This is a genomic window from uncultured Arthrobacter sp. (assembly GCF_964021775.1).
In the GTDB taxonomy this organism is placed as follows: Bacteria; Actinomycetota; Actinomycetes; order Actinomycetales; family Micrococcaceae; genus Arthrobacter.
Genome location: NZ_CAXHZI010000004.1, coordinates 197,552 through 221,382, shown reverse-complemented (window position 1 = coordinate 221,382; position 23,831 = coordinate 197,552). Strand labels below are relative to the sequence as shown.

At 68.7% G+C, this 23,831-nt stretch carries 24 protein-coding genes; 10 read left to right on the top strand and 14 right to left on the bottom strand.

All coding sequences use genetic code 11. The features are described 5' to 3' along the window. Positions 1–2 precede the first annotated feature (2 nt). The gene (locus ABIN76_RS06255) at positions 3–989 is read right to left on the bottom strand and encodes an ABC transporter permease (protein ID WP_346958846.1); all 987 of its coding nucleotides are present in this window, start codon (positions 987–989) and stop codon (positions 3–5) included. Between the two features lie 364 nt (positions 990–1,353). Next, positions 1,354–1,941: a helix-turn-helix domain-containing protein gene (locus tag ABIN76_RS06250; protein ID WP_346958935.1), complete on the bottom strand. Its 588-nt coding sequence runs from the start codon at positions 1,939–1,941 to the stop codon at positions 1,354–1,356. A 230-nt stretch (positions 1,942–2,171) separates the two neighbouring features. On the opposite strand from ABIN76_RS06250, the gene ABIN76_RS06245 reads away from it, so the two are divergent. The 3 genes from ABIN76_RS06245 (at position 2,172) to ABIN76_RS06235 (ending at position 4,651) form a co-directional block, all read left to right on the top strand. Continuing rightward, positions 2,172–2,732: an NADPH-dependent FMN reductase gene (locus ABIN76_RS06245; protein ID WP_346958845.1), complete on the top strand. Its 561-nt coding sequence runs from the start codon at positions 2,172–2,174 to the stop codon at positions 2,730–2,732. A gap of 129 nt (positions 2,733–2,861) precedes the next feature. Then, positions 2,862–4,154: a PLP-dependent aminotransferase family protein gene (locus ABIN76_RS06240; protein WP_346958844.1), complete on the top strand. Its 1,293-nt coding sequence runs from the start codon at positions 2,862–2,864 to the stop codon at positions 4,152–4,154. A gap of 65 nt (positions 4,155–4,219) precedes the next feature. Continuing rightward, positions 4,220–4,651, top strand: a complete 432-nt coding sequence (locus ABIN76_RS06235) for a universal stress protein (RefSeq protein WP_346958843.1) — start codon at positions 4,220–4,222, stop codon at positions 4,649–4,651. A 57-nt stretch (positions 4,652–4,708) separates the two neighbouring features. On the opposite strand, the gene ABIN76_RS06230 is transcribed toward ABIN76_RS06235, so the two are convergent. Beyond that, positions 4,709–6,310, bottom strand: a complete 1,602-nt coding sequence (locus tag ABIN76_RS06230; RefSeq protein ID WP_346958842.1) for an AMP-binding protein — start codon at positions 6,308–6,310, stop codon at positions 4,709–4,711. 225 nt (positions 6,311–6,535) lie between these two features. Between ABIN76_RS06230 and ABIN76_RS06225 the strand changes: the two genes are divergently transcribed. Continuing rightward, positions 6,536–6,874 (top strand): hypothetical protein, encoded by a 339-nt coding sequence (locus ABIN76_RS06225; protein WP_346958841.1) that lies wholly within the window; start codon positions 6,536–6,538, stop codon positions 6,872–6,874. A gap of 182 nt (positions 6,875–7,056) precedes the next feature. Here the strand turns inward: ABIN76_RS06225 and ABIN76_RS06220 are convergent, their stop codons facing one another. The 4 genes from ABIN76_RS06220 to ABIN76_RS06205 all read right to left on the bottom strand — a co-directional run bounded on the left by ABIN76_RS06220 (position 7,057) and on the right by ABIN76_RS06205 (position 12,137). Further along, positions 7,057–8,604, bottom strand: a complete 1,548-nt coding sequence (locus ABIN76_RS06220; RefSeq protein WP_346958840.1) for a dihydrolipoamide acetyltransferase family protein — start codon at positions 8,602–8,604, stop codon at positions 7,057–7,059. Positions 8,605–8,615: 11 nt separating this feature from the next. Further along, positions 8,616–9,596, bottom strand: coding sequence for an alpha-ketoacid dehydrogenase subunit beta (locus tag ABIN76_RS06215; RefSeq protein WP_346958839.1), 981 nt, complete (start codon positions 9,594–9,596; stop codon positions 8,616–8,618). Further along, entirely contained in the window at positions 9,593–10,870 is a 1,278-nt protein-coding gene (pdhA, locus tag ABIN76_RS06210) for a pyruvate dehydrogenase (acetyl-transferring) E1 component subunit alpha (RefSeq protein WP_346958838.1), read from the bottom strand. Before pdhA ends, ABIN76_RS06215 begins: the two co-directional genes overlap by 4 nt. A 148-nt stretch (positions 10,871–11,018) precedes the next feature. Continuing rightward, positions 11,019–12,137: a histidinol-phosphate transaminase gene (locus tag ABIN76_RS06205; protein WP_346958837.1), complete on the bottom strand. Its 1,119-nt coding sequence runs from the start codon at positions 12,135–12,137 to the stop codon at positions 11,019–11,021. Positions 12,138–12,196: 59 nt separating this feature from the next. On the opposite strand from ABIN76_RS06205, the gene ABIN76_RS06200 reads away from it, so the two are divergent. After that, the gene (locus ABIN76_RS06200) at positions 12,197–12,625 is read left to right on the top strand and encodes a phage holin family protein (protein ID WP_346958836.1); all 429 of its coding nucleotides are present in this window, start codon (positions 12,197–12,199) and stop codon (positions 12,623–12,625) included. On the opposite strand, the gene ABIN76_RS06195 is transcribed toward ABIN76_RS06200, so the two are convergent. Together ABIN76_RS06195 and ABIN76_RS06190 are read right to left on the bottom strand one after the other, a co-directional pair. Further along, positions 12,622–14,091 (bottom strand): hypothetical protein, encoded by a 1,470-nt coding sequence (locus tag ABIN76_RS06195; RefSeq protein WP_346958835.1) that lies wholly within the window; start codon positions 14,089–14,091, stop codon positions 12,622–12,624. The genes ABIN76_RS06200 and ABIN76_RS06195 overlap by 4 nt on opposite strands. Beyond that, the gene (locus tag ABIN76_RS06190; RefSeq protein ID WP_346958834.1) at positions 14,091–14,387 is read right to left on the bottom strand and encodes a hypothetical protein; all 297 of its coding nucleotides are present in this window, start codon (positions 14,385–14,387) and stop codon (positions 14,091–14,093) included. The genes ABIN76_RS06195 and ABIN76_RS06190 overlap by 1 nt, the downstream gene beginning before the upstream one ends. A gap of 195 nt (positions 14,388–14,582) precedes the next feature. On the opposite strand from ABIN76_RS06190, the gene purB reads away from it, so the two are divergent. From purB to ABIN76_RS06170, 4 genes are all read left to right on the top strand, one after another. Next, on the top strand, positions 14,583–16,025 hold the full coding sequence (gene purB, locus ABIN76_RS06185; RefSeq protein ID WP_346958833.1) for an adenylosuccinate lyase: 1,443 nt from the start codon (positions 14,583–14,585) through the stop codon (positions 16,023–16,025). 108 nt (positions 16,026–16,133) lie between these two features. Then, entirely contained in the window at positions 16,134–17,009 is an 876-nt protein-coding gene (locus ABIN76_RS06180; protein WP_346958832.1) for an endonuclease/exonuclease/phosphatase family protein, read from the top strand. Positions 17,010–17,061: 52 nt separating this feature from the next. Then, complete coding sequence (locus tag ABIN76_RS06175) at positions 17,062–17,733, top strand: histidine phosphatase family protein (protein WP_346958831.1); 672 nt, start codon at positions 17,062–17,064, stop codon at positions 17,731–17,733. Between the two features lie 104 nt (positions 17,734–17,837). Further along, positions 17,838–18,341, top strand: coding sequence for a GNAT family N-acetyltransferase (locus ABIN76_RS06170; RefSeq protein WP_346958830.1), 504 nt, complete (start codon positions 17,838–17,840; stop codon positions 18,339–18,341). A 24-nt stretch (positions 18,342–18,365) separates the two neighbouring features. On the opposite strand, the gene ABIN76_RS06165 is transcribed toward ABIN76_RS06170, so the two are convergent. The 4 genes from ABIN76_RS06165 to ABIN76_RS06150 form a co-directional block, all read right to left on the bottom strand. After that, entirely contained in the window at positions 18,366–18,758 is a 393-nt protein-coding gene (locus ABIN76_RS06165; protein WP_346958829.1) for a nuclear transport factor 2 family protein, read from the bottom strand. A 116-nt stretch (positions 18,759–18,874) separates the two neighbouring features. Continuing rightward, a complete protein-coding gene (locus ABIN76_RS06160) occupies positions 18,875–20,065 on the bottom strand; it encodes a 4-hydroxybenzoate 3-monooxygenase (RefSeq protein ID WP_346958828.1) in 1,191 nt (396 codons plus the stop codon). 110 nt (positions 20,066–20,175) lie between these two features. Then, positions 20,176–20,955, bottom strand: coding sequence for an IclR family transcriptional regulator (locus tag ABIN76_RS06155; RefSeq protein WP_346958827.1), 780 nt, complete (start codon positions 20,953–20,955; stop codon positions 20,176–20,178). Between the two features lie 99 nt (positions 20,956–21,054). Beyond that, on the bottom strand, positions 21,055–22,107 hold the full coding sequence (locus ABIN76_RS06150; protein ID WP_346958934.1) for an FUSC family protein: 1,053 nt from the start codon (positions 22,105–22,107) through the stop codon (positions 21,055–21,057). Positions 22,108–22,320: 213 nt separating this feature from the next. Here ABIN76_RS06150 and mscL point away from each other — a divergent pair, with 213 nt between their 5' ends. Beyond that, complete coding sequence (gene mscL, locus ABIN76_RS06145) at positions 22,321–22,836, top strand: large conductance mechanosensitive channel protein MscL (protein ID WP_346958933.1); 516 nt, start codon at positions 22,321–22,323, stop codon at positions 22,834–22,836. Here mscL and ABIN76_RS06140 read toward each other — a convergent pair. Then, positions 22,833–23,786, bottom strand: a complete 954-nt coding sequence (locus ABIN76_RS06140; RefSeq protein ID WP_346958826.1) for a diacylglycerol kinase family protein — start codon at positions 23,784–23,786, stop codon at positions 22,833–22,835. The two genes, mscL and ABIN76_RS06140, sit on opposite strands and share 4 nt — an antisense overlap. Positions 23,787–23,831: the final 45 nt, after the last annotated feature.

The following is a 23,831-nucleotide window of genomic DNA, read 5'->3' as shown; positions in this document are numbered from 1 at the left end:
GACTACTGCACCCGCACTCTCGGGTCGACAAGGGTGGTGGCGAAGTCGGCGAGGATCGCCCCGATCGCGAAGATCACCGAGCCGTAGGCGAGCGTCGCCGTGGCCGCGTTGACGTCCTGGAGCGCGATCGCGTCGATGCTCCAGGAGCCGACGCCGTGCCAGGCGAAGATCTTCTCGGCGAAGAACCCGCCGGCGAAGATGGCCGGGATGGTGAAGGCAATGCTCTGCGCCACCGGGATGAACGACACACGCAGGGCGTGCCGGGTGATGGCCTGGTTGCGGGTGAGTCCCTTGGCCCGGGCGGTGCGGACGAAGTCCGCGTTCACGTTGTCCAGCAGGTACTGCCGCTGGGCGATCTGGTACGCGCCCCAGCCCACAATGGTGATCGCGAAGGTGGGCACCGCATAGTGCGCCAGCATGTCGAGGAATTGGACCCAGCCGTCACCGTCCAGCCCGGGCGTCGAGATCCCGGTGACGAACAGGACGCGTTCGCCCACGGTCTCATTGATGTTGATGGCGCCGAGCTGGACCAGGAAGTAGGCGATCGGGGCCGGCACGATGTACACGAGGTAGCTGTAGGAGGTGATCGCGCGGTCGGAAAACTTGTACTGCCGGGCCGCGGTGTAGACGCCCAGGGCGACGCCGATGATCAGCGTCAGGATGATCGATGCCAGGAACAGCCGGGTGGAGATCCAGACCCGGTCGCCGAACTCAGCGTTGACGAACGCGCCGTTGGGGCTCCGCCCCCAGTCCCAGCGGGTGACGATCCCGGTGAGCCAGTCCACGTAGCGCTCCCAGGGGCTCAGCGCCGGGTCCAGGCCCTTGAGCCGGAAGGAGTTGGCGATCTGTTCGGGCGTGGGACGCGGGATTTTTTCCTGCTCCAGCAGCGCCGGCTGGAGGCTGGTGACCGCCAGGAAGTACCCGGCGCTGGTGGTCAGGAAGATCATAAACGCATACGTGACGGCACGTTTGGCAAGGTATCGGAGCATGCGGCTAGGTCAGGATCGCCGTGGCCTGCGCGGTTCCGGACGCCGCCGGGCCGGCTGGACCAGCCTGTCCGCAGGCCGGGGTCATTACAACATTCACAGCGTGGATCCTTCCGTCGTCCCCCCATAAGGCAGCGGGGTGTCCGCTGCCGATCCGGGATCTCGGCCAGCGGGTGCCTGGCCGCCCGCAGGCCTTGCGGCTAGCCCAGTCGGGCTATGTTGCGGGTCACATTCCAGAGGAAACTACCACATAGGTATCGCGGGGAAGCGCGCCAAAGGCGGCGAAACGATATGTCCACTACCAGATCGTTATGAATAACTCAGTTGAATGGATTTGACTTGGCTGTCTCCGCGCCGGTCGGTTAGCCTACGCGCCGCGGACCACGCGCGTCACCAGCTCCCGCCACGACTCGACCAGCCGTTCCGGGGAGACGCCATGGACCCGGACCGAATGCAGGATGCGCTCCGGCTCGAGGGTCACACTCAGGGCGCCTGCCATCAGCCAGGGATCCGCGGTCACCCCGGCTTCGCCCAGCAGCAGCTCCAGATGCCTGTGCCAGAGCACCGCGGCGGGAACATCGAACCGGTTGTAGGCGGACACATCCGCCGCCCGGGCAAGCTCACCGTATTCCAGCACCCAGGCGATCCGCTCCGCACCGAAGACAATGAGCCGGTCAAGCGGCGGGGCGCCCGGTCCCAGCGGTGGCGGCCCGAACATAAAACGGCCCTGGAACTGGGCCTCGGCGTCGCTGAGCAGGGTCATCATCAGGCCCGCGCGGCTGCCGAACCGCCGGAACACGGTCCCCTTGCCCACCCCCGCCCGCCCGGCGAGGTTCGCCATAGTGAGGCCGTCGGCGCCGCACTCCTCGACCAGCTCCCGCGCGGCCCGGAGCAGCAGCTCGCGGTTGCGGGCCGCGTCACGGCGCTCGGAGTCGATGGTCCGCCCGGCAGCCAGGCCGGCGGCCCCGCCGGCCGAAGGGCCCGCGGGAGGGCCCTGGGGACCGTCAGAGGTACCCGCGGTACCGGGCACCGTCCCTACGGGGCGGATTGGGATGAGGCTCACACCGCCCATTCTAGTACCGGGGAATAATAAGCGGACCGCAGTCCGTTTAGATGGATGAAGGCCGAAGAGCCTCCAAGACCATCCAGCCGCCGGAGCCTCCGCGGCGCGATACGAGGAGTCCCATGACTACCAACACCGTTCTCACCCTGGTCGGCAGCCTGCGCGCCGGCTCGACCAACGCCCAGCTCGCCGAAGCCATCCAGCTCAACGCTCCGGAGCAGGTCGAGGTCGTCATCCACGAAAGCCTCGGCAACATCCCGTTCTACAACGAGGACATCGACGTCGAGGGCCAGGTTCCCGCCGCCGCGGCCGCGCTGCGCGCCGCCGCCAACGAGGCCGACACCCTGCTGCTGGTCACCCCGGAATACAACGGCACCGTTCCCGCGCCGCTGAAGAACGCCATCGACTGGCTGTCCCGCCCCTTTGGCGCCGGCGCCCTGAACGGCAAGCCGACCGCCGTCGTCGGTACCGCGTTCGGCCAGTACGGCGGCGTCTGGGCCCAGGACGAGGCCCGCAAGGCCGTGGGCATCGCCGGCGCCCAGGTGCTGGAGGACGTCAAGCTCGCCGTCCCAGGCTCGATGGTCCGCTTTGCTGAGGTCCACCCGAAGGACGACGCCGAGATCGTGGAGCAGATCAAGGGTGTCTTCGACGCCCTGGCCGAAGGCCGCACCGCCGCGGCCTGAGCCACGCCCCGGCAGGACCGACACCCCCGTCAGCGACCTCCGCTGCCGGGGGTGTCCTGCGTCCCGGCATCCCGTTGATTTGTGAACAAAAGTTTTCCCCGTGGCAACGTCGGCCTGTATCCTAGGACTGTGACCCACGAAACACTTGATGCCGCCGCAGAGTTCCTTCCGGCCGAGGCAATTGACGCAATCGAACGTGCGGCTACGTCCGCCCACCGCCACGAGAGGCTTTTCTCGGAGCGCGCAGCCAATATCAAGCAATCCGCCGTCCGGGACGTCTTCGACATCTCCCTGCGCCCGGGCCTCGTCTCCCTGGCCGGCGGCAGCCCGTACCTCCAGTCCCTCCCGCTGGAGCGCCTCGGCCAGTCCGCCGCCAAGATCATCGCCGAACAGGGCATGACAGCGCTGCAGTACGGCGGCGGGCAGGGCACCGAGGAGCTCCGCACGCAGATCTGCGAGGTCATGGCGGCCGAAGGGATCCTCGACGCGAAGCCCGAGAACGTCGTCATCACGGCGGGCTCACAATCGGCGCAGGACGTCGCGACCAAGGTCTTCTGCAACCCGGGCGACGTTGTCCTCGTCGAGGATCCCACCTACGTCGGCGCACTCAACACCTTCGAGGCCTACCAGGTGGAGGTGGGCACCGTCCCGATGGACGAGAACGGAATCATCCCGGACCTCCTCGAGGCTAAGATCGCCGCCCTGCAGACGGCGGGCAAGAGCATCAAGTTCCTGTACACGATCCCGAGCTTCAACAACCCCTCCGGCATCACCCTCGCCGCCGAGCGCCGGCAGCAGGTCGTGGACATATGCCGCAATGCGAATATTCTGGTTCTGGAGGACAACCCCTACGGGCTGCTGCGCTTCGACGGCCAGCCGCTGACGCCGCTACGGGCCGGCAACCCGGACGATGTCATCTATATGGGGTCGTTCTCCAAAATCTTCGCCCCCGGCCTGCGGGTCGGCTGGGCCCTGGTCCCGGCGCACCTGCAGCGCCGCTACTACCTTGCCTCCGAAGCCGTCACCCTCTGCCCGCCCACGCTCAACCAGATGCTGGTCTCCGCCTACCTGCGCGACTACGACTGGCAGGGCCAGATCGCCACCTACCGCGGGCTGTACCAGGAACGCTGCGAGGCCATGCTGGCCGCCCTGCAGAAGTACATGCCCGAGGGGCTGAGCTGGACCCGGCCGGAGGGAGGCTTCTTCGTCTGGGTCACCCTGCCCGAGGGCGTGGATACCTACCCGCTGTTGCAGAAGGCCATCGACGCGGGCGTCGTCTTCATTCCCGGCGCAGCATTTACGCACTCGGACGAGCCCTCCAACAAGCTGCGGCTCGCCTTCAGCGCGGTGCCGCCGGACGCCATCGAGGAAGGCGTGCGCCGCTTGGCACCGGTACTGCGGGAAGCCATCGCGGCGTTGTAGCCTGAATCATTGCCGTGGACTGAACCGCGCCTGACCATATTCATGCCTGACCAGAGGAGTCTCATATGACCGGAATCATCGTTGTCGGCGTCGATGGCAGTGAAACAGCCCTGAAGGCCGCCCACACGGCCCGGGACCTGGCCGTTTCCCTCGGCGCCACCCTGCACGTGGTCAGTGCTTTCGACAGTGACCGGACCGAGGTGTTCGGCAGCGGCAGCGACCGGTGGATTGTCTCCGACGCCGACGACGCCGAGAAGGTCGCCAAGGGCGTCGCCGAGAGCCTGCGCACGGCGGAGATCAATGTCACCTACTCCGCCGCCCGGGGCAAGCCCGCGGAGGCGCTGATCCAGGAAGCGGAGCGTGCCGGCGCGCAGATGATCGTGGTGGGGAACCGCAGGATGCGGGGCCTGGGGCGCGTCCTGGGGAGCGTTGCGAACAGCGTGGCCCACAACGCCCCCTGCGACGTCTACATCGCCAAGACCGACACCCCCGACTAGCAAGCACTCCACTGGAGTAAACCGGCGGAGCCGGCGCGCAGTGCCAGGGCAGTACGCCTAGGGCTGCGGCGCCGGCTCCGCCGTTTTAAGCATCCGGCGCAGGATCTTGCCGGAGGAGGACTTCGGCACGGCCTCGATGAACTCCACCCGCCGGATCTTCTTGAACGGGGCCACCCTCGCGGCGACGAATTCCTCCACGGCGGCCGCGTCCAACTGATCGCCGGCTGCGCCGGGCTGCCGCACGACAAAGGCCATCGGCACTTCCTGGCCGTCGGCGTCGGCGGTTCCGATCACGGCAGCGTCGGCGATGCCGGGGTGGGTGAGCAGCAGGGCCTCAAGCTCGGCCGGTGCGATCTGGTAGCCCTTGTACTTGATCAGTTCCTTGAGCCGGTCCACGATCGAGACCACCCCGTCCGCCCGCACCGTGGCGACGTCCCCGGTGTGCAGGAAGCCGTCCGCGTCGAGGGTGTCCGCCGTTTCCTCCGGCCGGTTCAGGTACCCCAGCATCACGTTCGGCCCCCGGCACAGCAGGTGGCCCGGTGCGCTGGTTCCCTCCGCGGGGACCTCAATTTCTTCCCCCGTGGCCGGGTCCACCAGCCGGCAGTCCATATTCGGGACCGTGTAGCCCACCGAACTGACCGGAACGTCCGTCGCATCGACCGGGATCAGGTGGGAAACCGGGCTCATCTCCGTCATGCCGTAGCCCTGGAGCACCCGGCAGCCCAGCCGCTCGCCTAGCCGCGCCCCCAGTTCCCCGTCCAGCGGCGCCGCGCCGGAGAGCGTCGTGTGCACCGAGCTGAGGTCATAGTCCGCCACCAGCGGGTGCTTGGACAGGGCCACCGCCACCGGCGGGGCGATAAAGAGATAGCTGCACTTGTGGTCCTGGACCATGCGCAGGAATTCCGCGAGGTCGAACTTCGGGATGGTGACCAGGCGGGCGCGCTCCCGGAGGGCCAGGTTCAGCAGCACTGTCAGTCCATAGATGTGGAAAAACGGTAGCAGTGCCAGCAGCCGGTCCTCCGGCCGCACCTTGAGCAGCCCGCGGGACTGTTCCACGTTCGCGACCAGGTTGCGGTGGCTGAGCATCACGCCCTTGGGCCGCCCGGTGGTCCCCGAAGAATACGGCAGCACAGCTACGTGGCACGCAGCGTCGAAGCTCACGTCCGGGGCCGGAGCACCGCTGCTGAGCAGATCCGCCAACGAGGGGTGGCCCTCGGCGCCGTCGAGCACCACCAGCCGCTCCGCCGGGATGCCCGCCTGGCCGGCCGCTTCCCGGGCGGCGGGCAGCAGCGCGGAGACCGTAAAGAGCCAGCTGGCTCCGGCGTCGGTGAGCTGCTTGGCGATCTCGTCGGCCGTGTACAACGAATTGACGGGCGTGACCGTGGCACCGGCCCGGAGCAGCCCGTGGAATACGACGGTGAACGCCGGGATGTTCGGGCACAGGATGGCGGCGACGCCGTGGAGGCCCAGCCCCTGGGCGGCGACGGCACCGGCGAGGGCGTTGACCCGGTCGCGCAGCTCGCGGTAGCTGGTCTCCGCGCCGCTGGTGCCGTCGACGACGGCGACCCGGTCCAGGTCCGCCTCCTGCAGACCGCCAAAAAGGTACTCGTAGAGGCTGACGTCGGGAATATCTACAGCGGGGAACGGGCTCGAGAACACGCAAAATCTCCTTTGATCGGCGTTCGCCGGCTCGGCGGCGGCTGGTGCCACTCTAAGCCCGCCGCGCAGCTTCCGGACAGGTTTCCGCCGACTTGTCCCCCGTCACCACCCCTCGTGGGCAGTCTCACCCGCCTTTGTCGGCATCGGCGCCCTGCGCGGCGGTAAAATTGAGGGTGCCCCCGATGGTGCGGACAGTCCTATCCGCCCACTTCTTCCGGAGGCACCATGCCCGCCCTTCAGCGCCGCCAGCTCGTCGGCCACGACATCCTGCTGGCCCGGCACGGCAACCACATCAGCACCATGCGCGTCGACCGCGCCGCCGGCCGGGTGGTTGCCTACCTCGACGACGGCTCCGTGGACAGTGCCCCGAACCTGATCTCCCCGGCCCTGCGGATGCCCGCCACCGTCCGGAGCGTGCTGCGCGAGGACTGGAAATTCCTGGGGGCGGTCACGGCCGCCAGTTTCGGTTTCGCCGGCGTGGTGTTTGCCGCCGCGGTTGCCGTGGCCGCCGGGGGCAGCGACCCGGCCATGAGCCAGCTGCTCGCCTCTTTCTCCGGCAGCTAGGCCGGACCGCGCGTCGATCTGCGACGTTCCCACCCGGTTCTTCGGCGGCTCGTCGGCTTCTGGGTCCGCGCCGGCCCGGAGAACCGCGGGTTCCCGCCTCCGCGGGTGGCCCCGGCCGGGAACAACCGGGCGGGAACGCAGGCAACCGGCCGAAAACCTGGGGCGCGCAGCCAGCGCCCGGCTTAGTCCAGCAGCAGGGCCGGCTCTTCCAGGATGGAAGCGACGTCGGCCATAAAGCGGGCCGAGAGGTCCCCGTCCACCACCCGGTGGTCGAAGGAGCCGCCCAGTGTGGTGATCCAGCGCGGGATCACTTCGCCGTCGAGCACCCAGGGCTTCTGCTTGATGGTGCCGAAAGCCACGATCGCCACCTCGCCCGGGTTGATGATCGGCGTGCCGGTGTCGATGCCCAGGGCACCGATGTTGGTGACCGTAAGCGTTCCGCCCTGCATCTGCGCCGGCTGCGTCTTGCCCGCCCGGGCGGTGGTGGCCAGCTCGTTGAGCGCCAGCGCAAGTTCCTTGAGCGAGAGGTCCTGGGCGTTCTTGATGTTCGGCACCATCAGGCCGCGGGGGGTCGCGGCGGCGATGCCGAGGTTCATGAAGTGCTTGACGTGGATCTCCGCCGTGTCGCTGCCGTCTTCGGCGTCCACCCAGCTCGCGTTGACGCTGGGGTTGCGTGCCGCGGCCCAGATTACGGCCTTGGCGAGGATCAGCAGCGGCGAGACCTTGATGCCCTCGAAGTCGCGGGAGGCCTTGAGCCGCTTGACGAACTCCATGGTGCGGCTGGCGTCGACGTCCACGAAGATGCTCACATGCGGGGCCGCGAAGGCCGACTCGACCATGGCCCGGGCGGTGGCCTTGCGGACGCCCTTCACCGGGATGCGCTCGATCCGCTGTTCCTGGGGACGGCCGGTCTTGCCCCAGAACGAGTCCGCCTGGTCCAGCTCGGCGTCGCGCTGGGCCTGGTAGCTGACCAGGTCCTCCCGGGTCACCTCGCCGCGCGCGCCGGTGGGCACGACGTCGGCCAGGTCGATGCCGAGGTCCCGGGCGATTTTCCGGACCGGGGGCTTGGCCAGGACCCGGTTGACCAGGCCGGTGATGGCCCCGCCCAGCGTCGGGCGCGGGTCAATGCCGGCTGCGGGGGCATTGCGTTCCGCGTGGGAGACGGCGTCCGGGCTGATCCAGATGTCGTGCGCCTCGACGGCGGGAGCGGGGGTGGCCGCCGGGGTGTGGGCCGCGTTGGGGACAGCCGGGACTGCGGGGGCGGCGGCCGACGGTGCGGCGATCCGGCGGCGGCGCTTGACGGCGTCGGCCTTGGGGCCGGAACCAACCAGCGGGCCGCCGGCCGGGGGGCCCGCCGGCTCCGCGGCGTCGGACGCGTCCAGCTTTCCGTACATCGGCGCCGCGGGAGCCGGCGCAGCAGAGGTGGCGGCCGGGGCGGGGGCCGCCACGTCGGGCGCCACCGGGATGGCGGCCGGGGCGGCCGGCGCGTCGGCGTCGGAGACGCTGATGATCGGCGTCCCGACGTCGACGGTCACGCCTTCCGGGACGAGCAGCTCGGTGACGGTGCCGGCGTAGGGCGAGGGAAGCTCCACGAGGGACTTGGCGGTCTCGATTTCGCACAGCACGTCGTTGACGGCGACGGTGTCGCCGGCCTTGACCTTCCAGGACACGATTTCGGCCTCGGTCAGGCCCTCGCCCACGTCGGGAAGGTTGAACTTGTTTACGGTCATGGAGATCCCCGTCAGTAGGCGAGGGCGCGTTCCAGCGCCTCAAGGATGCGGTCGATGTCCGGCAGGTAGTCTTCTTCCACCTTGGCCACCGGGTAGGGCATGTGGAAGCCGCCGACGCGGATGACCGGGGCTTCGAGGGAGTGGAAGGCCCGCTCGCTGACGCGGGCGGCGATTTCGCCGCCGATGCCGCCGAACGTCGGTGCCTCGTGCGCCACGACCAGCCGGCCCGTTTTCCGGACCGAGGCGGTGACGGTGTCGAAGTCGATCGGCGAGATGGAGCGCAGGTCGATCACTTCGATGCTGTGGCCGTCCTCGGCCGCAGCCGAGGCGGCGGCGAGGGCCACGGGGACCAGCGGGCCGTAGGCCACCACGGTGGCGTCGGTCCCGGCGCGCAGCACGTGGGCTTTGAACGGGTCCGCGGACTGGCCCGGGGAGTCGGTGTCGACGTCGCCCTTGAGCCAGTAGCGCCGCTTCGGCTCGAAGACGATCACCGGGTCCAGGCAGTCGACGGCCTGCTGGATCATCCAGTAGGCGTCGTGCGGGTTGGAGGGGGTGATGATGCGCAGTCCGGCGGTGTGGGCGAACAGCGCTTCGGGGGATTCCGAGTGGTGTTCGATCGAGCCGATGCCGCCGCCGTAGGGGATGCGGATGACGACCGGGACGGTGAGGTTGCCGTTGCTGCGCGAATGCATCTTCGCCAGCTGCGTGGTGATCTGGTTGAAGCCCGGAAATACGAACCCGTCGAACTGGATCTCGCAGACCGGCAGGTAGCCGCTGAGCGCCAGGCCGATTGCGGTACCGATGATGCCGGACTCCGCCAGCGGGGTGTCCACCACCCGGTCCGCACCGAACTCGCCGATCAGGCCGTCGGTGACACGGTAGACGCCGCCGAGGGGCCCAATATCCTCGCCCATCAGCAGGGTGCGCGGGTTGTTGGCCAGGGTGGCGCGGAGGCCTTCGTTGATGGCCTTGGCAATGGTCATGGTGGTCATCGGCGCACCGCCCCGTCTGTATCTACCGCGTTGGCCGGCCCGGGCGCTTCCGTCTCATCGGCGAAGCCTGCGCTGTATTGCTCGAACCATGCCAGTTCTTCGGCCACCAGGGGGTGCGCCTCGGCGTAGGTGTTGGCGAAGGCCGTCCGGATATCCGGGCTGCCCAGGTCATGGATAGTCCTGCGGACGTAGGCCGCGAGTTCGTCCCCGTCCGCCTTGACCTGCTCGAAGAAGGCGTCGTCGGCGAAGCCTTCGGCACGGAGGTACTTCTCCAGCCGATCCAGCGGATCCTTCGCCCGCCACTGCGCCTCCTCCTCCGAACCGCGGTACTTCGTCGGATCGTCGGCGGTGGTGTGCGCGCCAACGCGGTAGGTGAAGGCCTCGATCAGCACCGGGCTCTTGCCTTCGCGGGCGCGCTCGAGGGCCCATTCGGTGACGGCGTGCACCGCGATCACGTCGTTGCCGTCCACCCGGATGCCGGGGAAGCCGTAGCCCTTGGCGCGGTTGGAGAGCGGAATGCGGGTCTGGACGGCGGTGGGCACGGAGATGGCCCAGTGGTTGTTCTGGCAGAAGAACACCACGGGCGCGTTGTACGAGGAGGCGAACACCATGGACTCGTGGACATCGCCCTCGGAGCTGGCGCCGTCACCGAAGTAAACCATAACGGCGGCCTTGGGCTCCTGCGTGCCGGCCGCGTCCCCGTCGGGGGCGGGGGCCGCATTGGCCGCGGCGAGCTTCTGGTCCCGCTGGATGCCCATGGCATAGCCGACGGCATGCGGCGTCTGGGCGGCGAGGACCAGGGTGTAGAGGTGGAAGTTGGTGTCCTTGGGGTTCCAGCCGCCATTGGAGACACCGCGGAACTGGCGCAGCAGCTCGGCGAGGTCGACGTTGCGGGTCAGTGCGACGCCGTGCTCCCGGTAGGTGGGGAAGATGTAGTCCTGCGGCTGGCTCGCCCGGCCGGACCCGATCTGCGCCGCCTCCTGGCCGGTGAGCGGAACCCACAGGGCCAGCTGGCCTTGGCGCTGGAGTGCGGTTGCCTCGACGTCAAAGCGGCGGATCTTGGCCATGTCGGCGTAGAAGCCGCGGAGTTTTTCGGCGTCAAGCCTGGCGGCGTACTCGGAGAACACCGGATCGGTGCCCATGCTGCCGTCCGGGCTTAGCAGCTGGACCATCGGGACATCCGGATCGCCCAGCACAGCCTCGGCCTGCGCCTCAAGCTGGTCATCCACTTCGGTTCCGTCGAACTCGGTAGCGGGCAGATGTGTGGCGCCCATACCGTCTCCTTGCCTGCTGCACCCGAATGCGCCGCAATCGCTGGGATATATGCCGGACCGGGCATGCATTCCTGGCCCGGCATATATATTGGCTTACTCGTCCCCTACTTTATCCGCAGGCCGCTGCCCGCGGGTTTCGTGTTAAGCGCTAGGAACGCTGCGGGGGTTTTGTATAGATCGCACACAAGTCGAGGAACCGGGTGTTGGCTTCGACTTCGCCGATGCTGACCCGTACCCCCTCGTTGCCGAAGGCGCGGACGGACAGTGCCCGCTCCCCCGCCAGTGCCGCGAATTCGGCACTGTTGGCGCCCAGGTTGAGCCAGACGAAGTTGCCCTGGGCGTCCGGCACAAACCAGCCCAAGTCGCGCAGCCCGGCGGTCACGCGGTCCCGTTCGTCGACCAGGCTTTGTACCCTTTCTACAACCTCGCCGAAATGCTCGAGCGAGGTGACGGCCGCTCCCTCGGCGATCTGGGAAACCGCGAACGGCGTGGCGGTGACACGCAGGTGCTGCGTGAGGTCCGGCTGGGACACGCTGTAGCCCACGCGCAGTCCGGCCAGCCCGTGCGCCTTGGAGAAGGTCCTCAGCACGACGACGTTGGGGTACTTGCGGTACATCTCGATGCCGTCGACGGCGTCCTCGGCCCGGACGAATTCCTGGTAGGCCTCGTCGATGACCACCACGATGTCCGACGGGACCGTCTTGAGGAACCGCTCGGTCTCCTCGGTGGTGAGGATGGGCCCGGTCGGGTTGTTCGGGGTGCACAGCAGGATCATCCGGGTCCTGGCCGTCACGGCAGCCGCCATCGCATCCAGGTCGTGCCGGCCGTCCGAAGTCAGCGGGACCTGCACGCTCTCCGCGCCGGCGAGGCCGACGCTGATGGGGTACGCCTCGAAGGAGCGCCACGCGTAGATGACTTCGTCGGCCTTGCCGTCGTCGTTCTGGCCGGCGAAGGTGGCCAGCAGCTGGTTGAGGGCGCCGAGGCTGCCGGCGCCGGTAACGATGTCCTCCGCCGGAACGTCCAGGAAGCCGGCGAGCGCCCCGCGCAGTTTGGTGCTCAGCGGGTCCGGGTAGCGGTTGAAGTCGGTCTGCGCGGCGATGGCCTGCTGCACTGCAGGAATCGGAGGCAGGGGGTTCTCGTTGGAGGACAGCTTGTAGCTTACGAGTCCGTCGACGGGCACCGGCGGTTTGCCGGCGGCGTAACGGGGAAGCAGGTCTACCACCGGCCGCGGGCGGATCCCGCCGGCCGGGTTGTCTGATGAAGTCATGCCCCATAGCCTACTTCGCCCTCCTGCCGGAAGGTCGGCCGATGTGACAGCATGAGGCCATGCGCTCACTCTTCGTGCGGGTCATCGTCAATGCACTGGCCCTATGGATTGCCAGCTGGATCCTTCCCGGGCTGGATATCTCCACTTCCGTCACCACCGGGGCCGTGGCCAACAGCGGCGTTACGCAGGGCACGGATGCGATCGGGATCATCCTGGCCTACCTATTCATCGGGCTCATCTTCGGAATCGTCAACGCCCTCGTCAAGCCGTTGGTGAGCCTGCTGTCGCTGCCGCTCACCATCCTCACGCTGGGGCTGTTCACCATCATCATCAACGCTGCGATGCTCTACCTCACCTCTTGGCTGAGCGCTTACACGCCGGTGCACTTCACCATCGATTCGTTCTTCTGGACCGCGGTCTTCGCCGCCATCATCATTACCGTGGTGTCCCTGGTTGCCGGCAGGCTGCCGGGCGGCCGCCGGCGCTAACCGGCCACGCCCAGCGGCACCGGTTTCACGGCCGGTCCTGTCCGTGGCGCGGACCGGGCCGTGGGCGGCTGGCCGGCCCGGCGGTCCGGCCCCGGAGCCGTGACCACGCCCTGCGCGGGCAGCGCCTCGCGGCGCAAGGAAAATCTGGTCACCGTCGCGGTGCCGCCCGCGCCGGCTACCGCCGCCAGCGCCGCGGTGGACGCCTGCAGCGAGGGATCCCGGCTCGCCGAGACGGCCTCCGCCCCGTCCGCGTAGTTTTCCAGCCGGTGGCCGGGACCGAGGCCAAAGTCCTGCGGCGGCGGCATGACCAGCTCATTGGTCAAGGTGACGGTCACCCGGTCCTTGGTGTCCGCGTTGGCCAGCCCGTCGGCTCCGGGCACCCAGTCGTTCTGGTGCTCCAGGTGCAGGCTCCCGATCCCCGACTCCGGGGTGATGCCGCCGACCGGGGAACCGGCGGTCAGCACGAACTTGAGGTCGAACTCGGCCAGAAAGGCTTTGTCCCTGCTGAGGTTCATGGCATGGATGCCTCCCTGGCTGTAGCCGACCACGGCGAGCTGTTCGCCCGACTCCGCACCGGCCTGCCGCAGGGCCTGCCGGATGGCACCGGCCGTCGCCTGCGAGTCGTAGCCGAGTCCTTCGGCGATGCCCGCCGCGTCGAACGGGTTCGTTCCCTCGGGCAGGCCGCCGAGCTGCGTTCCCGGCAGGATGACCGTCCAGGCGCGCCGGTTGCCGCCGTCGACCCGAATGACTTCAATGTCGCCGCTGGTCCGGCCAACCGCTTCCGCGCGCCGCAGCAGGCCCGCCGGGGACAGGTCTACGTTCGCAACGGCCGTTTCGCTGCCGACGACGGTGACCGGCCGCGGCCTCAGGAACTCCAGCCCGGGCGTTGTCGAGAGCCCCCGGATCGCGTGGCGGACGTCGGCAGGGCCGCTGAGCATGCCGACGGCCCCGGCCAGCGGAGCAGGCAGCCCCAGCAACAGGGCCAGGCCAGCTGGAGCCATGGCCATCCCGTGTTCGACCTGGTCGCGGACGCCGGGGAGTTCGAAGGGCCGCAGGGCGGAGCCGTACTCCGGGCCGGAGACCCCTATCCGGAGCAGCAGGGCGTTACGGGCTTCGGTGAACTCGTACTCCCGGTGGCAGGCACGGACCTGGGCCGCGATGTGTTCCAACTCGGCCCGGACACGGCCGACGTCCCGGCCGGCCTCCCCGACCGCGATGATGGCGTTGCTGCCGCTGCTGTAGGAGTCGGACTGGTAGTCGAACAGCGCCCGGCGGACGCCGTCGGCCTCTGCCTCCAGGGCGTACAGCTCGCGCACCACACCGTCCAGCGCCGCCGCGCCGGCGAGCAGTTCCTCGAACTGGAAGCTGAGGCCGCCGATCCCGCCGCGGATCCGCAGCATCCCATCGGGGGGCGGCGCGGACGGGCGGGGGACTTCTCCGGAGCCCGCCGGGGTGGCCTCCGCCATCAGTACCCCGGGCGGCCGGACGACAGCGCCACACTCTGGGCGTGCCGCAGCACCACCGCCGTCGCGTCCTGCAGCCCGTCCCGGCCCCGCCGCAACGAGACGGCCTGCAGCGACAGCGTGGTCCGGTAGGCGCGGCCGGCCGGGGACTGCCAGGTCTGGAGTTCCAGCTGGCTCAGCGTGGCGAGCACGGCGCCTGCCTGCTCGGCGCACGCCGCAACCCTGGCAGCCAACTGCTGGACCTCGTAGCTGCGTGAGGCGCAAGCCGCCGCCTCCGCCGCCGTCACCGTGCCTCTCATGGACGGGGCTCCCTTCGTTCGTGGTTCTGTCCCGGTTCGACGCTAGGCACCGGCCGCCGGCGCCGGAAGCGGCCGGGGCGGTTATGTGGAAAACCGGCGGGTCCGCGCCGGCGGCGCACCCGCACCGCCGGGACGCAATGTCATACGGGGATGGCCTACTTAAGGCCCGGCGGCACTTCGTGAAAGAATCGGACCATGCCTGAAACTGCCGCCACAGCTGAGACCCGCACGCCGTCCGGACGCCTGGCCCTCGCCGCGTCCGACCACCAGATCGCGCTCGGCCCGCTCGACGGCCGCTACCAGTCGGCGGTCGCGCCGCTGGTGGACTACCTCTCCGAGGCCGCCCTCAACCGGGACCGGGTCGGCGTCGAGGTTGAGTGGCTGATCCACCTGACCAGCAACAGCGTGCTGCCGGGCGCCGGGCCGTTGAGCGCCGAGCAGCAGGAGAAGCTGCGCGCCGTCGTCACCGAGTTCGACGCCGCATCCGTTGCCGAACTGGCCGAAATCGAGGCCGTCACGGTGCACGACGTCAAGGCCGTGGAGTACTACATCGGCCGCCGGCTCCCCGGCATCGGGATCGAGCACCTGACCGCGCTGGTGCACTTCGGCTGCACCTCCGAGGACATCAACAACCTCTCCTACGCGCTGGGTATCAAGGGCGCCGTGGAGGACGTGTGGCTGCCGGCGGCCCGGAAACTCGTCGCGCAGATCAGCGCCATGGCCGAGGCCAACCGTGCGGTGCCGATGCTCTCGCGCACGCACGGCCAGCCCGCCACGCCCACCACGCTCGGCAAGGAACTGGCCGTGATCGCGCACCGGCTGACCCGCCAGCTGGACCGCATCGCCCGGACCGAATACCTCGGCAAGATCAACGGCGCCACCGGCACCTACGCCGCCCACGTCGCCTCCGTCCCGGGCGCCGACTGGGAGCAGGTCGCCAAGAGCTTCGTGGAGGGCCTGGGCCTGGCCTGGAACCCGCTCACGACCCAGATCGAAAGCCACGACTGGCAGGCGGAGCTGTACGCCGACGTCGCGCGCTTCAACCGGATCCTGCACAACGTCTGCACCGACATCTGGAGCTACATCTCGATCGGCTACTTCGCCCAGGTCCCGGTGGCCGGCGCCACGGGCTCCTCCACGATGCCGCACAAGGTCAACCCGATCCGCTTCGAAAACGCGGAAGCCAACCTGGAGATCTCCTCCGGCCTGCTGGACGTGCTGGGCTCCACCTTGGTCACCTCCCGCTGGCAGCGGGACCTCACGGACTCCTCCTCGCAGCGCAACATCGGCGTGGCCTTTGGCCACTCGTTGCTGGCCATCTCCAACGTGGCCAAGGGCCTGGACCGCCTGGACGTCGCGGAAGACGTCCTCGCCAGGGACCTGGACACCAACTGGGAAGTCCTCGGCGAGGCGATCCAGATGGTCATGCGCGCGGAGGCCATCGCCGGCGTCGCCGGTATGGAAAACCCGTACGAACGGCTCAAGGACCTGACCCGCGGGCAGCGGGTAGACGCCGCGCGGATGCAGGAATTCGTCCAGAGCCTGGGCCTGTCCGCGGACGCCGAGGCACGGCTCCTGGCCCTGACCCCGGGCAAGTACACGGGCATTGCGGACAAGCTGGTCGATCACCTGGCGTAGCCGGGAGGTCCTGAATTCACCTTCCGGCAGGCCGCCGTTTACGCAGCCGTCGAAGACTGGCCAGCTTTCGCCAGGAAGCTGGGACTGTTACCGACCCGAGGAGACCCCTTGCCGAGCGACTCTCCGTCGACAGCACGGACTGTTCTGACCGACCCCGGCCCAGCCGACGCGGACGCTGCCGCCGACGCGGCGGCGTTGAGCCTGATGAGCTTCAACATCCGCTGTGACATCGCGGCGACCCTGCCGGGGCAGGCCGACTACTGGCCCGAGCGCGTTCCGGCACTGCAGGCAGTCCTGGCGGAGGAACTGCCGGAGGTGCTGGGCATCCAGGAAGGCCTGGAGCACCAGCTGGCGGTGATCGGCGAGGCCCTCCCGGAGCACTACCGGATGATCGGCCACGGCCGCGAAGGCGGCAGCCGGGGCGAGCATTCCTGCATTTTCTACGACTCCCGCCGCCTGAAACTGCAGACCTGGGACCAGTTCTGGCTCTCCGACACGCCCCATATCCCCGGATCGGCGACGTGGGGCAACGACGTCACCCGGATCGCCACCTGGGGCCGGTTCGAAGACAACTGCACCGGACGCGAGCTGATGGTGGTCAACACCCACTTCGACCACGAGTCCGAATACGCCCAGCTGCGCAGCGCGGACGCCATCGTGGAGCACACCGCCAAGGTCGGCTCCGGCCTGCCGACCGTCCTGATGGGCGATTTCAACGCCGACGCCGGCGCCTCCGGCGCGTACAGCACCCTGGTGGGCAGCGGCACCTTCCGGGACTCCTGGGCTGTGGCGAAGCAGCGGCTGACCCCGGAGTACGGGACGTTCCCGAACTACAAGGACCCGGTTATCGGCGAAAGCCGGATCGACTGGATCGCCGTCACGCCGGACATCCAGGTTGCCGAGGCCGCGGTCAACACCTTCCGGCTGGATGACCGGTACCCCAGCGACCACGCCCCGATCCAGGCCACGGTCAGGATCCCCTGAGCGCGGGACAGCGCCGCCGGGAGGGCCGGGCACAGCCGGTAAAATCGCTGCCATGAGGCTTCTGCTGATCCGCCACGGCCAGACCCCGGGCAATGTCCTCGGGCAGCTGGACACCGCCCATCCGGGACCGGGCCTGACCGAACTCGGTGAACGCCAGGCGCACGCGCTGGCCCGCTCCCTGGCGAACGAGCGGATCGGCCTGCTCTACGCGTCCACCCTGATCCGCACCCAGCTCACGGCTACCCCGCTCGCCACCACCCGCGGGCTGGACATCGAGGTGCTGGAGGGTCTGCGCGAAATCGAGGCCGGGGCGCTGGAGAAGCTCACCGACCGCGAATCCCACCTGCGCTACCTCGGCACCGTCTTCGCCTGGACCGCGGGCGAACTGGACCGGCGGATGCCCTCCGGCCCCAGCGGCCACGACTTCTTCGAACGCTACGACGACTCAATCGCCCGGATCGCCGCCGCTGCCTCGGCCGGCGACGACGGCGCTGCCGTCGCCGTCGTCAGCCACGGGGCCGCGATACGGGTTTGGACGGGGTTGCGCGCGTCCAACGTCGAGGCGGAGTTCGCCGCGCGGCATGTGCTGGCGAATACCGGCATCGTGGCGCTGGAGGGCGACCCCGACGCCGGCTGGCGCCTGATCCACTGGGATGACAGCCCGGTGGGCGGACTCGCCCTGGCGGACCCGACGGCGGAGGACCCCACCGGCCGCCCCGCCTGAGGCGCCGGCGGCGATTTCGCAGAACCCTAACCTGCAGGAAACACCACCGAAACCGCCGCTCCATAGCCTTGGTCTGCATAACCCTTCGGCGAAGCGAGGCAGCGATGCAGACCAATCCGCGGCTCAACATCCGGCAGGTCCCCTGGACCAACCCCGTGGGCGCCGACCTGCGGGCAGCCCAGCAGGCGGAACTGGATGCCCGCTTCGGCCACAGCGCGCACGAAGCGGGGCCACCGCCGTCGGAAGCTGACACCGCTGTGTTCCTGCTCGCCTACGAGAAGGGCTCCGGACAGCCCGTGGGCTGCGGAGGGCTGCGGTTGCTGGACGAGCACACCGCAGAGATCAAGCGGCTCTACGTGCTGCCGTACACGCGCGGTTCGGGCGTGGCCAGTTCCATCCTGGCGGCGCTGGAAGGGCACGCCCACGCCCTCGGCGTCACCACCCTGACCGCGGAGGCGGGGTCGGTGCAGACCGACGGGCGGCAGTTTTACCAGAACTCGGGATTTGTGGCCGTGCCGAACTTCGGCCCGTACATCGGCGTGGAGCACTCGTACTGCTACGCGAAGCGGATCGATTCGCACAGCGCCGCGCACACCGCGATGGCCTAGGCGCAGGGCCCGGCTGGCGAGCGGTCAGGTCCAGAAATCGTCTGCCGTGGCCGTGTCCTCGAAGTACTCCCGGCCCTCGGCGATCTTTCCATCGCGGACCACGAACGTGATCACGGTGCCCATGTCCAGGGTCTTGCCGTTGCTTTCCCCCTGGGTTTGCTGGATTGCGACCGTGTAGTTTTCTCCGCCAACGACGTCCTGGACGTTGGCCTGGAAATTACCCTGGGTGCGCGCTCCCAGTTCGCCGAAGTACGCCAGGATCGCGTCGCGGCCCTGCTTCGTTCCCGATAGCACGCCGCTTCCGGCCACATGCCAGACTGCGTCCTCCGCGAACAGCTCGCTGAGGGTCGCCATATCCCCTGCGTTGAAGGCCTCGTACCCCCGCCGGACCAATTCAACATTCTCTGCGGTTCCCATGATCGGACACCTCTCCGTCGTCCTTGTCGGGTCATGCTGGGACGGTTTAAGGCTAGTCCCGGCCCGGGGTACTGTCGACGGAAATCTGCGGAGGGCCCGGAGCCACCGCCGAGCCCCTAGCGGCCTGCGGGCCAGCCGGTGTAGGCCTCGGCCAGGTAGGCGCGGCCGTGCCGCGATGACACCACGGAGTTGAGTTCGCCGAGCTGGCGGGCGCGGGCGAAGTCGTCGGCGTCGGCCGGGGTGTGCAGCATGGAGGTCATCCAGTAGGAGAAGTGCTGCGCCTTCCAGACCCGGTCCAGGGCGCGGTCACTGTACAGGTCAAGGAGCATGGTGGACCCGGTCTTGTAGAAGCTGTCCAGGCCTTCGAACAGCACCCGGATGTCGTGGATGGCCAGGTTGAGGCCCTTGGCGCCGGTCGGCGGGACGGTGTGGGCGGCATCGCCGGCCAGGAACAGCTTGCCGTGCCGCATCGGGGCGTGCACAAAGCTGCGGAACTTGAGGACCGTCTTGTCGATGACCGGGCCCTCCTTGAGTTCGAAGCCGTTGCCGTTGACGCGGCTGCGGAACGCTTCCCAGATGCGCTCGTCGTCCCAGTTGTTGACGTCCTCGTGCGGGTCGCACTGGAAGTACATCCGCTGCACGGTCTCGGTGCGCTGGCTGATCAGCGCGAAACCGTTGTCCGAGTTGGCGTAGATCAGCTCATCGGAGCTGCGCGGCGCCTCGGCCAGGATGCCGAACCAGGCGAAGGGGTACTCGTGGAAGTACCACTTTCGGTCCGCCTCGGGGATCTGGACCCGGCAGTGGCTCCGCGAGCCGTCCGCGCCGGCGATAAAGTCGGCCTGCAGCTCGAACTCGGTGCCGTCGGCATCCGTGAACCAGACCCTGGGTGAGCCTTCGATGTCATGGATGCTGGTGTCCGTCACGCTGTACCGGACGTCGCCGCCGTCGGCTTCCCGGCGCGCGGCGAGGTCCCTGAAGACGTCGGTCTGCGGGTAGAGCCAGACCGACTCGCCCACCAGGTCCTGGAAGTCGATGCGGTGGCTTTCGCCGTTGAACCGCAGTTCGATGCCGTCGTGGCGGTCGCCGTCGCGCAGCACCCGGTCGGAGACGTCGCTGTCCACGAGCAGGTTGACCGTGCCGTGTTCGAGGATGCCCGCCCGGACGGTTTCGGAGATTTCCTGCCGGCTCCGCAGTTCGACCACGGTGGACTCGATGCCTTCTTTGGCCAGCAGGTGGGAGAGCATGAGCCCCGCGGGGCCGCCGCCAACGATGGCCACCTGGGTGGTGATGACTTTTCGGGCTGCCATTGTGTCCTCGCTTCGTTGCGGGGTCCGGAACCGCGTGGCGGGTGCACGCCCGGGTTCCGGACCGGATCGGTGTTCTGGCTAACAGTGTGCCCCCGGAGCAGTGATCCGCGTTACATGTCTTCCATTGAACGGAAATCGAGGGCGGCGCGGGAGTCCCCCAGCCGACGTCCGATGCCCCGCGCCGCGGTCTGCAGCGCCGGCACCAGCGCCTGCAGCCGCATCTCGCGCAGCGGGACCACGACGCCGAGCGCCGCCACGGTCCGCTTCCTGGTGTCCCGCACCGGGACGGCGATTCCCCAGGTGTCGGGATCCACCACCCCGGCCAGCTGGGCATAGCCCTGGCCGGCCGCTTCGGCCAGGAGTGCCCGGAGGTCACCGGGCCGGAGCTGGCCCGCCGGATCGCTGAACTGGCGCAGGTACGCGGACTGCACGGCGGCCGGCTGGTGGGCCATCAGGACCACCCCGGCGGAGGAAAGGTGCACCGGCATCCGTCCGGCGATCTTGGCGCGGTTAGCCACCGAGCCGCGGCGGGACAGCCGCTCCACAAACAGGGCGTCCCAGCCGTCCAGCACGGCCAGGTTCACGTTTTGGTTGAGCACCTGCTGGATGTCCTCCATAAAGGGCATCGCCGCCTGCCGGAGGGCCAGCGTCGGCGAGTTCCGGTTGACCAGCTCCCACAGCCGCAGACCCAGCCGGACCGACCCGGCGTCGCCCAGCTCAAGCAGGCCGTGCCCGGCCAACTGCCGGACCAGCCGGTGCGCGGTGGTCAGCGGCAGGCCGGCCCGCTCCGCGAGGTCGGAGAGCTGCAGGGCCGCGGAGCCCTCGGGGAAGGCCTCGAGCAGGCGCACCACACGGTCCACCACGGAGTCACCCGACCCGGAATTAGCCACGCGTCCCGCTTCCTGCGAACTGTTGTCTGCCTGGGACCAGTCTTCCATTGAACGGCGACCGCCGCCCGCCTCGCCCCTAGGTAACCCGCCGTTGTTGAGTTAGTTGGGCTGCGGGGCCGCGCGCGGGGCCAGCCGGCGCCAGAGGGCCGGGGCCAGCACGACGCCGACGCCGACGACGGCTCCGATGATGGTCTCCAGGAACCGGTCCCGCAGCAGGATTCCCGCGGGCACCGGGGCCACCAGCAGGGTCGAGATCAGCGCCAGCGGGGTGACGAAGATCTGGGCCAGCATGTACTGGCGGGCGATGAACATCTCGGCGCCGAACTGGCAGGCCGCAATGACCAGCACGGTCTGCCAAGGGGCGGGCTCCAGCAGCAGGATCGCCGCCAGCAGCACCAGCCCCAGCGCGGTGCCGATGATGCGCTGCACGCCGCGGCTGATGCGGTGACGCGTGCTGTGCCCCACCAGCGGCACGACGGCGGCCACCATGGCCCAGTAGTTGTGGCCAAAACCGAGCCATTCGCCGGCCAGGGTGGCGAGGGTGCCGGCCAGCCCGGCCGCGACGAGGTAGCCCACCGCTTCGAGCCGGGCCACGCGGCGCTCCTCGGCGGTCAGCCGGACGCGCCGGGGCCATGCCCACGGCTGGCGGCGGCCCGGCGCGACCCGGGAGGACAGGCCAACCAGCAGCGAGAACGCCACCGTCAGGACAGCCACCAGCATTCCCTGCCAGAGCGGCGGCTGGCTGGGGATCGAGGCGATGGCCGCGAAGGCGAAGATGTGGAACAGCGATCCGGCCGGGCGGAGCCGCCACCAGGCCACGATCAGGGAGCAGCCGCCGGCCACCAGCGTGGTTGCGAGGACCTGCAGCCAGGTGGTGGCCGACGGCGTCAGCGCGAAAGCTGACCCGGCGCGGGCGGTCAGGGCGCCGAGCAGGATCACGGCGAGCATGAGCGAGCCGGCGCGCAGCTGCAGCACGAACCGCCGGCCGTGGGGCTCGTTCCGTCCGTAGATCCCGGCGAAGGCGCCGAAAGAGGCGAAAATCGCCAGATCCAACCGGCCCAGCAACAGCAGCGTGATCAGCGGGACAAAGACGCCCACGGCGCAACGGATCGCGGCCTGGTGGTCTTTGTTGGCTGGAGCCATGGTGAACATCTCGGCGAGCAGTTTCGCAGGCTTCACAGGTGGAATGGGCTTTCCTTTGCAGTCGAACGGGGAACGACGGCGGCACTGGCATCCTCCTGAAGCGTACGCCGGATCCGCTGCCAAACCGGTCTCATTTTCCGTTCAACGGAAGGCGTGGTAGGCGGGTGAGGTGGTAGCGTCTATCGGTTGAACCACCCGCCCGGCACCATTTCAGAGGACCCCATGTTCAAAGGTTTCAAGGACTTCATCCTGCGCGGCAACGTGATCGAACTGTCCATCGCCGTCGTCGTCGGCACGGCTTTCACCGCACTGGTCACGGCCTTCACCACGAACATCGTGAACCCGATCGTCGCCGCGACGGGCGGCGTCCACGCCGACGGGCTCGGCTTTGCCATCTGGCCCGGAAACTCCAAGACGTTCGTGAACATCGGCGCTGTAATCACGTCGTTCGTGACCTTTATGATCACCGCGGCGGTGGTGTATTTCATTTTCGTGGCGCCAATGAACCGGCTTAACAGGATGGTCAAGCACCGGCTGGCCACCCAGGAACCCGAGGAAGAGCCACTCCCGGCGGACACCGCGCTGCTCGCGGAGATCCGCGACCTGCTGGCCGGCCTGGCCGGAAGCGGAGGAACCGCTGAGCACGCGGACGACGGCGCCCGTCCCGGGCCGCGCCCGGGCGACAATCTTCACCTGTCCGCAACGGCCCCGAAACAGCAGGCTTCGGCGACGAGCTAGGACAGCTCCGGAGGCAGCGTCATCCGGATGGTCAGCGCCTCGTGCTCCACTTCGACCCTGAGGTGCTTGGCCTTGCCGATGTGGTCGCCGTCAAGCTGGAACTCCAGTTCGTGCTCGAGGCTGATTTCCGCGGTCTTGCCGGCGAAATACTCCACCGACTTGTTCTTGCCGTTCTTCCGGCCGAACATGCCCGCCAGCACGCTGAACCAGCCCAGTTTGCCCTTCGGGGCCAGGAGCAGGACGTCGAGGATGTTGTCATCCAGCCTGGCGTCCGGAAAAACCTCCACCCCGCCGGTGATTTTGCCGCAGTTGCCTACCATCACGCTGCGGATCCGGCGGCGGACCGGGTGCTGGCCGTCGACGCTGATTTTCGCCTTCACGGGCTTGCCGGGCAGGTGCCGGATGCCGGCCTCCACGTAGGCGAGCCAGCCCACCCGGTCCTTGAGTTCGTCCACGGTGTTGGCCATGATCGCTGCGTCGTAGCCAAGGCCGGCCATGACCAGGAAGAGCTGTTCGTCCTGGCTGTGGTCCAGCGTCGCCTTGACCACGTCCACTTTGACGTCTGCGCCGTTGAGGATGTCGTAGCTGGCCGCTACCGGGTCGGTGATGTCGACGTTCATGTTGCGGGCCAGCAGGTTGCCGGTGCCCATGGGGACCAGGCCCATCGGCGTCCCGGTGCCCGCAAGGACCTCGGCCACGCAGCGGACGGTTCCGTCGCCGCCGGCAGCAATCACGACGTCGACCCCCGCCTCGAGTGCTTCCCGCGCCTGGCCCAGGCCGGTGTCCTCGGCCGTGGTCTCCAGCCAAAGCGGCTCAGTCCAGCCCTGCGTTTCGCAGAGCCGGTAAAACGCGGCCTTGAAGTCCTCGCCGGAGGATTTCATGGGATTGACGATCACGGCGGCACGCTTGGGCTGTACGGGGTTGTCCTGCGCGGCATTGGTCTGAGTCATGGCGTCCTTTGGCAAGTAGGCGGGAGGTGCCCGCAGGGAAATCCT

Coding starts and splice junctions, on each gene's coding strand:
- ABIN76_RS06255 (WP_346958846.1), bottom strand. CDS start 989: ATGCTCCGATACCTTGCCAAACGTGCCGTCACGTATGCGTTTATGATC.
- ABIN76_RS06245 (WP_346958845.1), top strand. CDS start 2,172: ATGACTACCAACACCGTTCTCACCCTGGTCGGCAGCCTGCGCGCCGGC.
- ABIN76_RS06235 (WP_346958843.1), top strand. CDS start 4,220: ATGACCGGAATCATCGTTGTCGGCGTCGATGGCAGTGAAACAGCCCTG.
- ABIN76_RS06225 (WP_346958841.1), top strand. CDS start 6,536: ATGCCCGCCCTTCAGCGCCGCCAGCTCGTCGGCCACGACATCCTGCTG.
- ABIN76_RS06220 (WP_346958840.1), bottom strand. CDS start 8,604: ATGACCGTAAACAAGTTCAACCTTCCCGACGTGGGCGAGGGCCTGACC.
- ABIN76_RS06215 (WP_346958839.1), bottom strand. CDS start 9,596: ATGACCACCATGACCATTGCCAAGGCCATCAACGAAGGCCTCCGCGCC.
- pdhA (WP_346958838.1), bottom strand. CDS start 10,870: ATGGGCGCCACACATCTGCCCGCTACCGAGTTCGACGGAACCGAAGTG.
- ABIN76_RS06205 (WP_346958837.1), bottom strand. CDS start 12,137: ATGACTTCATCAGACAACCCGGCCGGCGGGATCCGCCCGCGGCCGGTG.
- ABIN76_RS06200 (WP_346958836.1), top strand. CDS start 12,197: ATGCGCTCACTCTTCGTGCGGGTCATCGTCAATGCACTGGCCCTATGG.
- ABIN76_RS06195 (WP_346958835.1), bottom strand. CDS start 14,091: ATGGCGGAGGCCACCCCGGCGGGCTCCGGAGAAGTCCCCCGCCCGTCC.
- ABIN76_RS06190 (WP_346958834.1), bottom strand. CDS start 14,387: ATGAGAGGCACGGTGACGGCGGCGGAGGCGGCGGCTTGCGCCTCACGC.
- purB (WP_346958833.1), top strand. CDS start 14,583: ATGCCTGAAACTGCCGCCACAGCTGAGACCCGCACGCCGTCCGGACGC.
- ABIN76_RS06175 (WP_346958831.1), top strand. CDS start 17,062: ATGAGGCTTCTGCTGATCCGCCACGGCCAGACCCCGGGCAATGTCCTC.
- ABIN76_RS06170 (WP_346958830.1), top strand. CDS start 17,838: ATGCAGACCAATCCGCGGCTCAACATCCGGCAGGTCCCCTGGACCAAC.
- ABIN76_RS06165 (WP_346958829.1), bottom strand. CDS start 18,758: ATGGGAACCGCAGAGAATGTTGAATTGGTCCGGCGGGGGTACGAGGCC.
- ABIN76_RS06160 (WP_346958828.1), bottom strand. CDS start 20,065: ATGGCAGCCCGAAAAGTCATCACCACCCAGGTGGCCATCGTTGGCGGC.
- ABIN76_RS06150 (WP_346958934.1), bottom strand. CDS start 22,107: ATGTTCACCATGGCTCCAGCCAACAAAGACCACCAGGCCGCGATCCGT.
- mscL (WP_346958933.1), top strand. CDS start 22,321: ATGTTCAAAGGTTTCAAGGACTTCATCCTGCGCGGCAACGTGATCGAA.
- ABIN76_RS06140 (WP_346958826.1), bottom strand. CDS start 23,786: ATGACTCAGACCAATGCCGCGCAGGACAACCCCGTACAGCCCAAGCGT.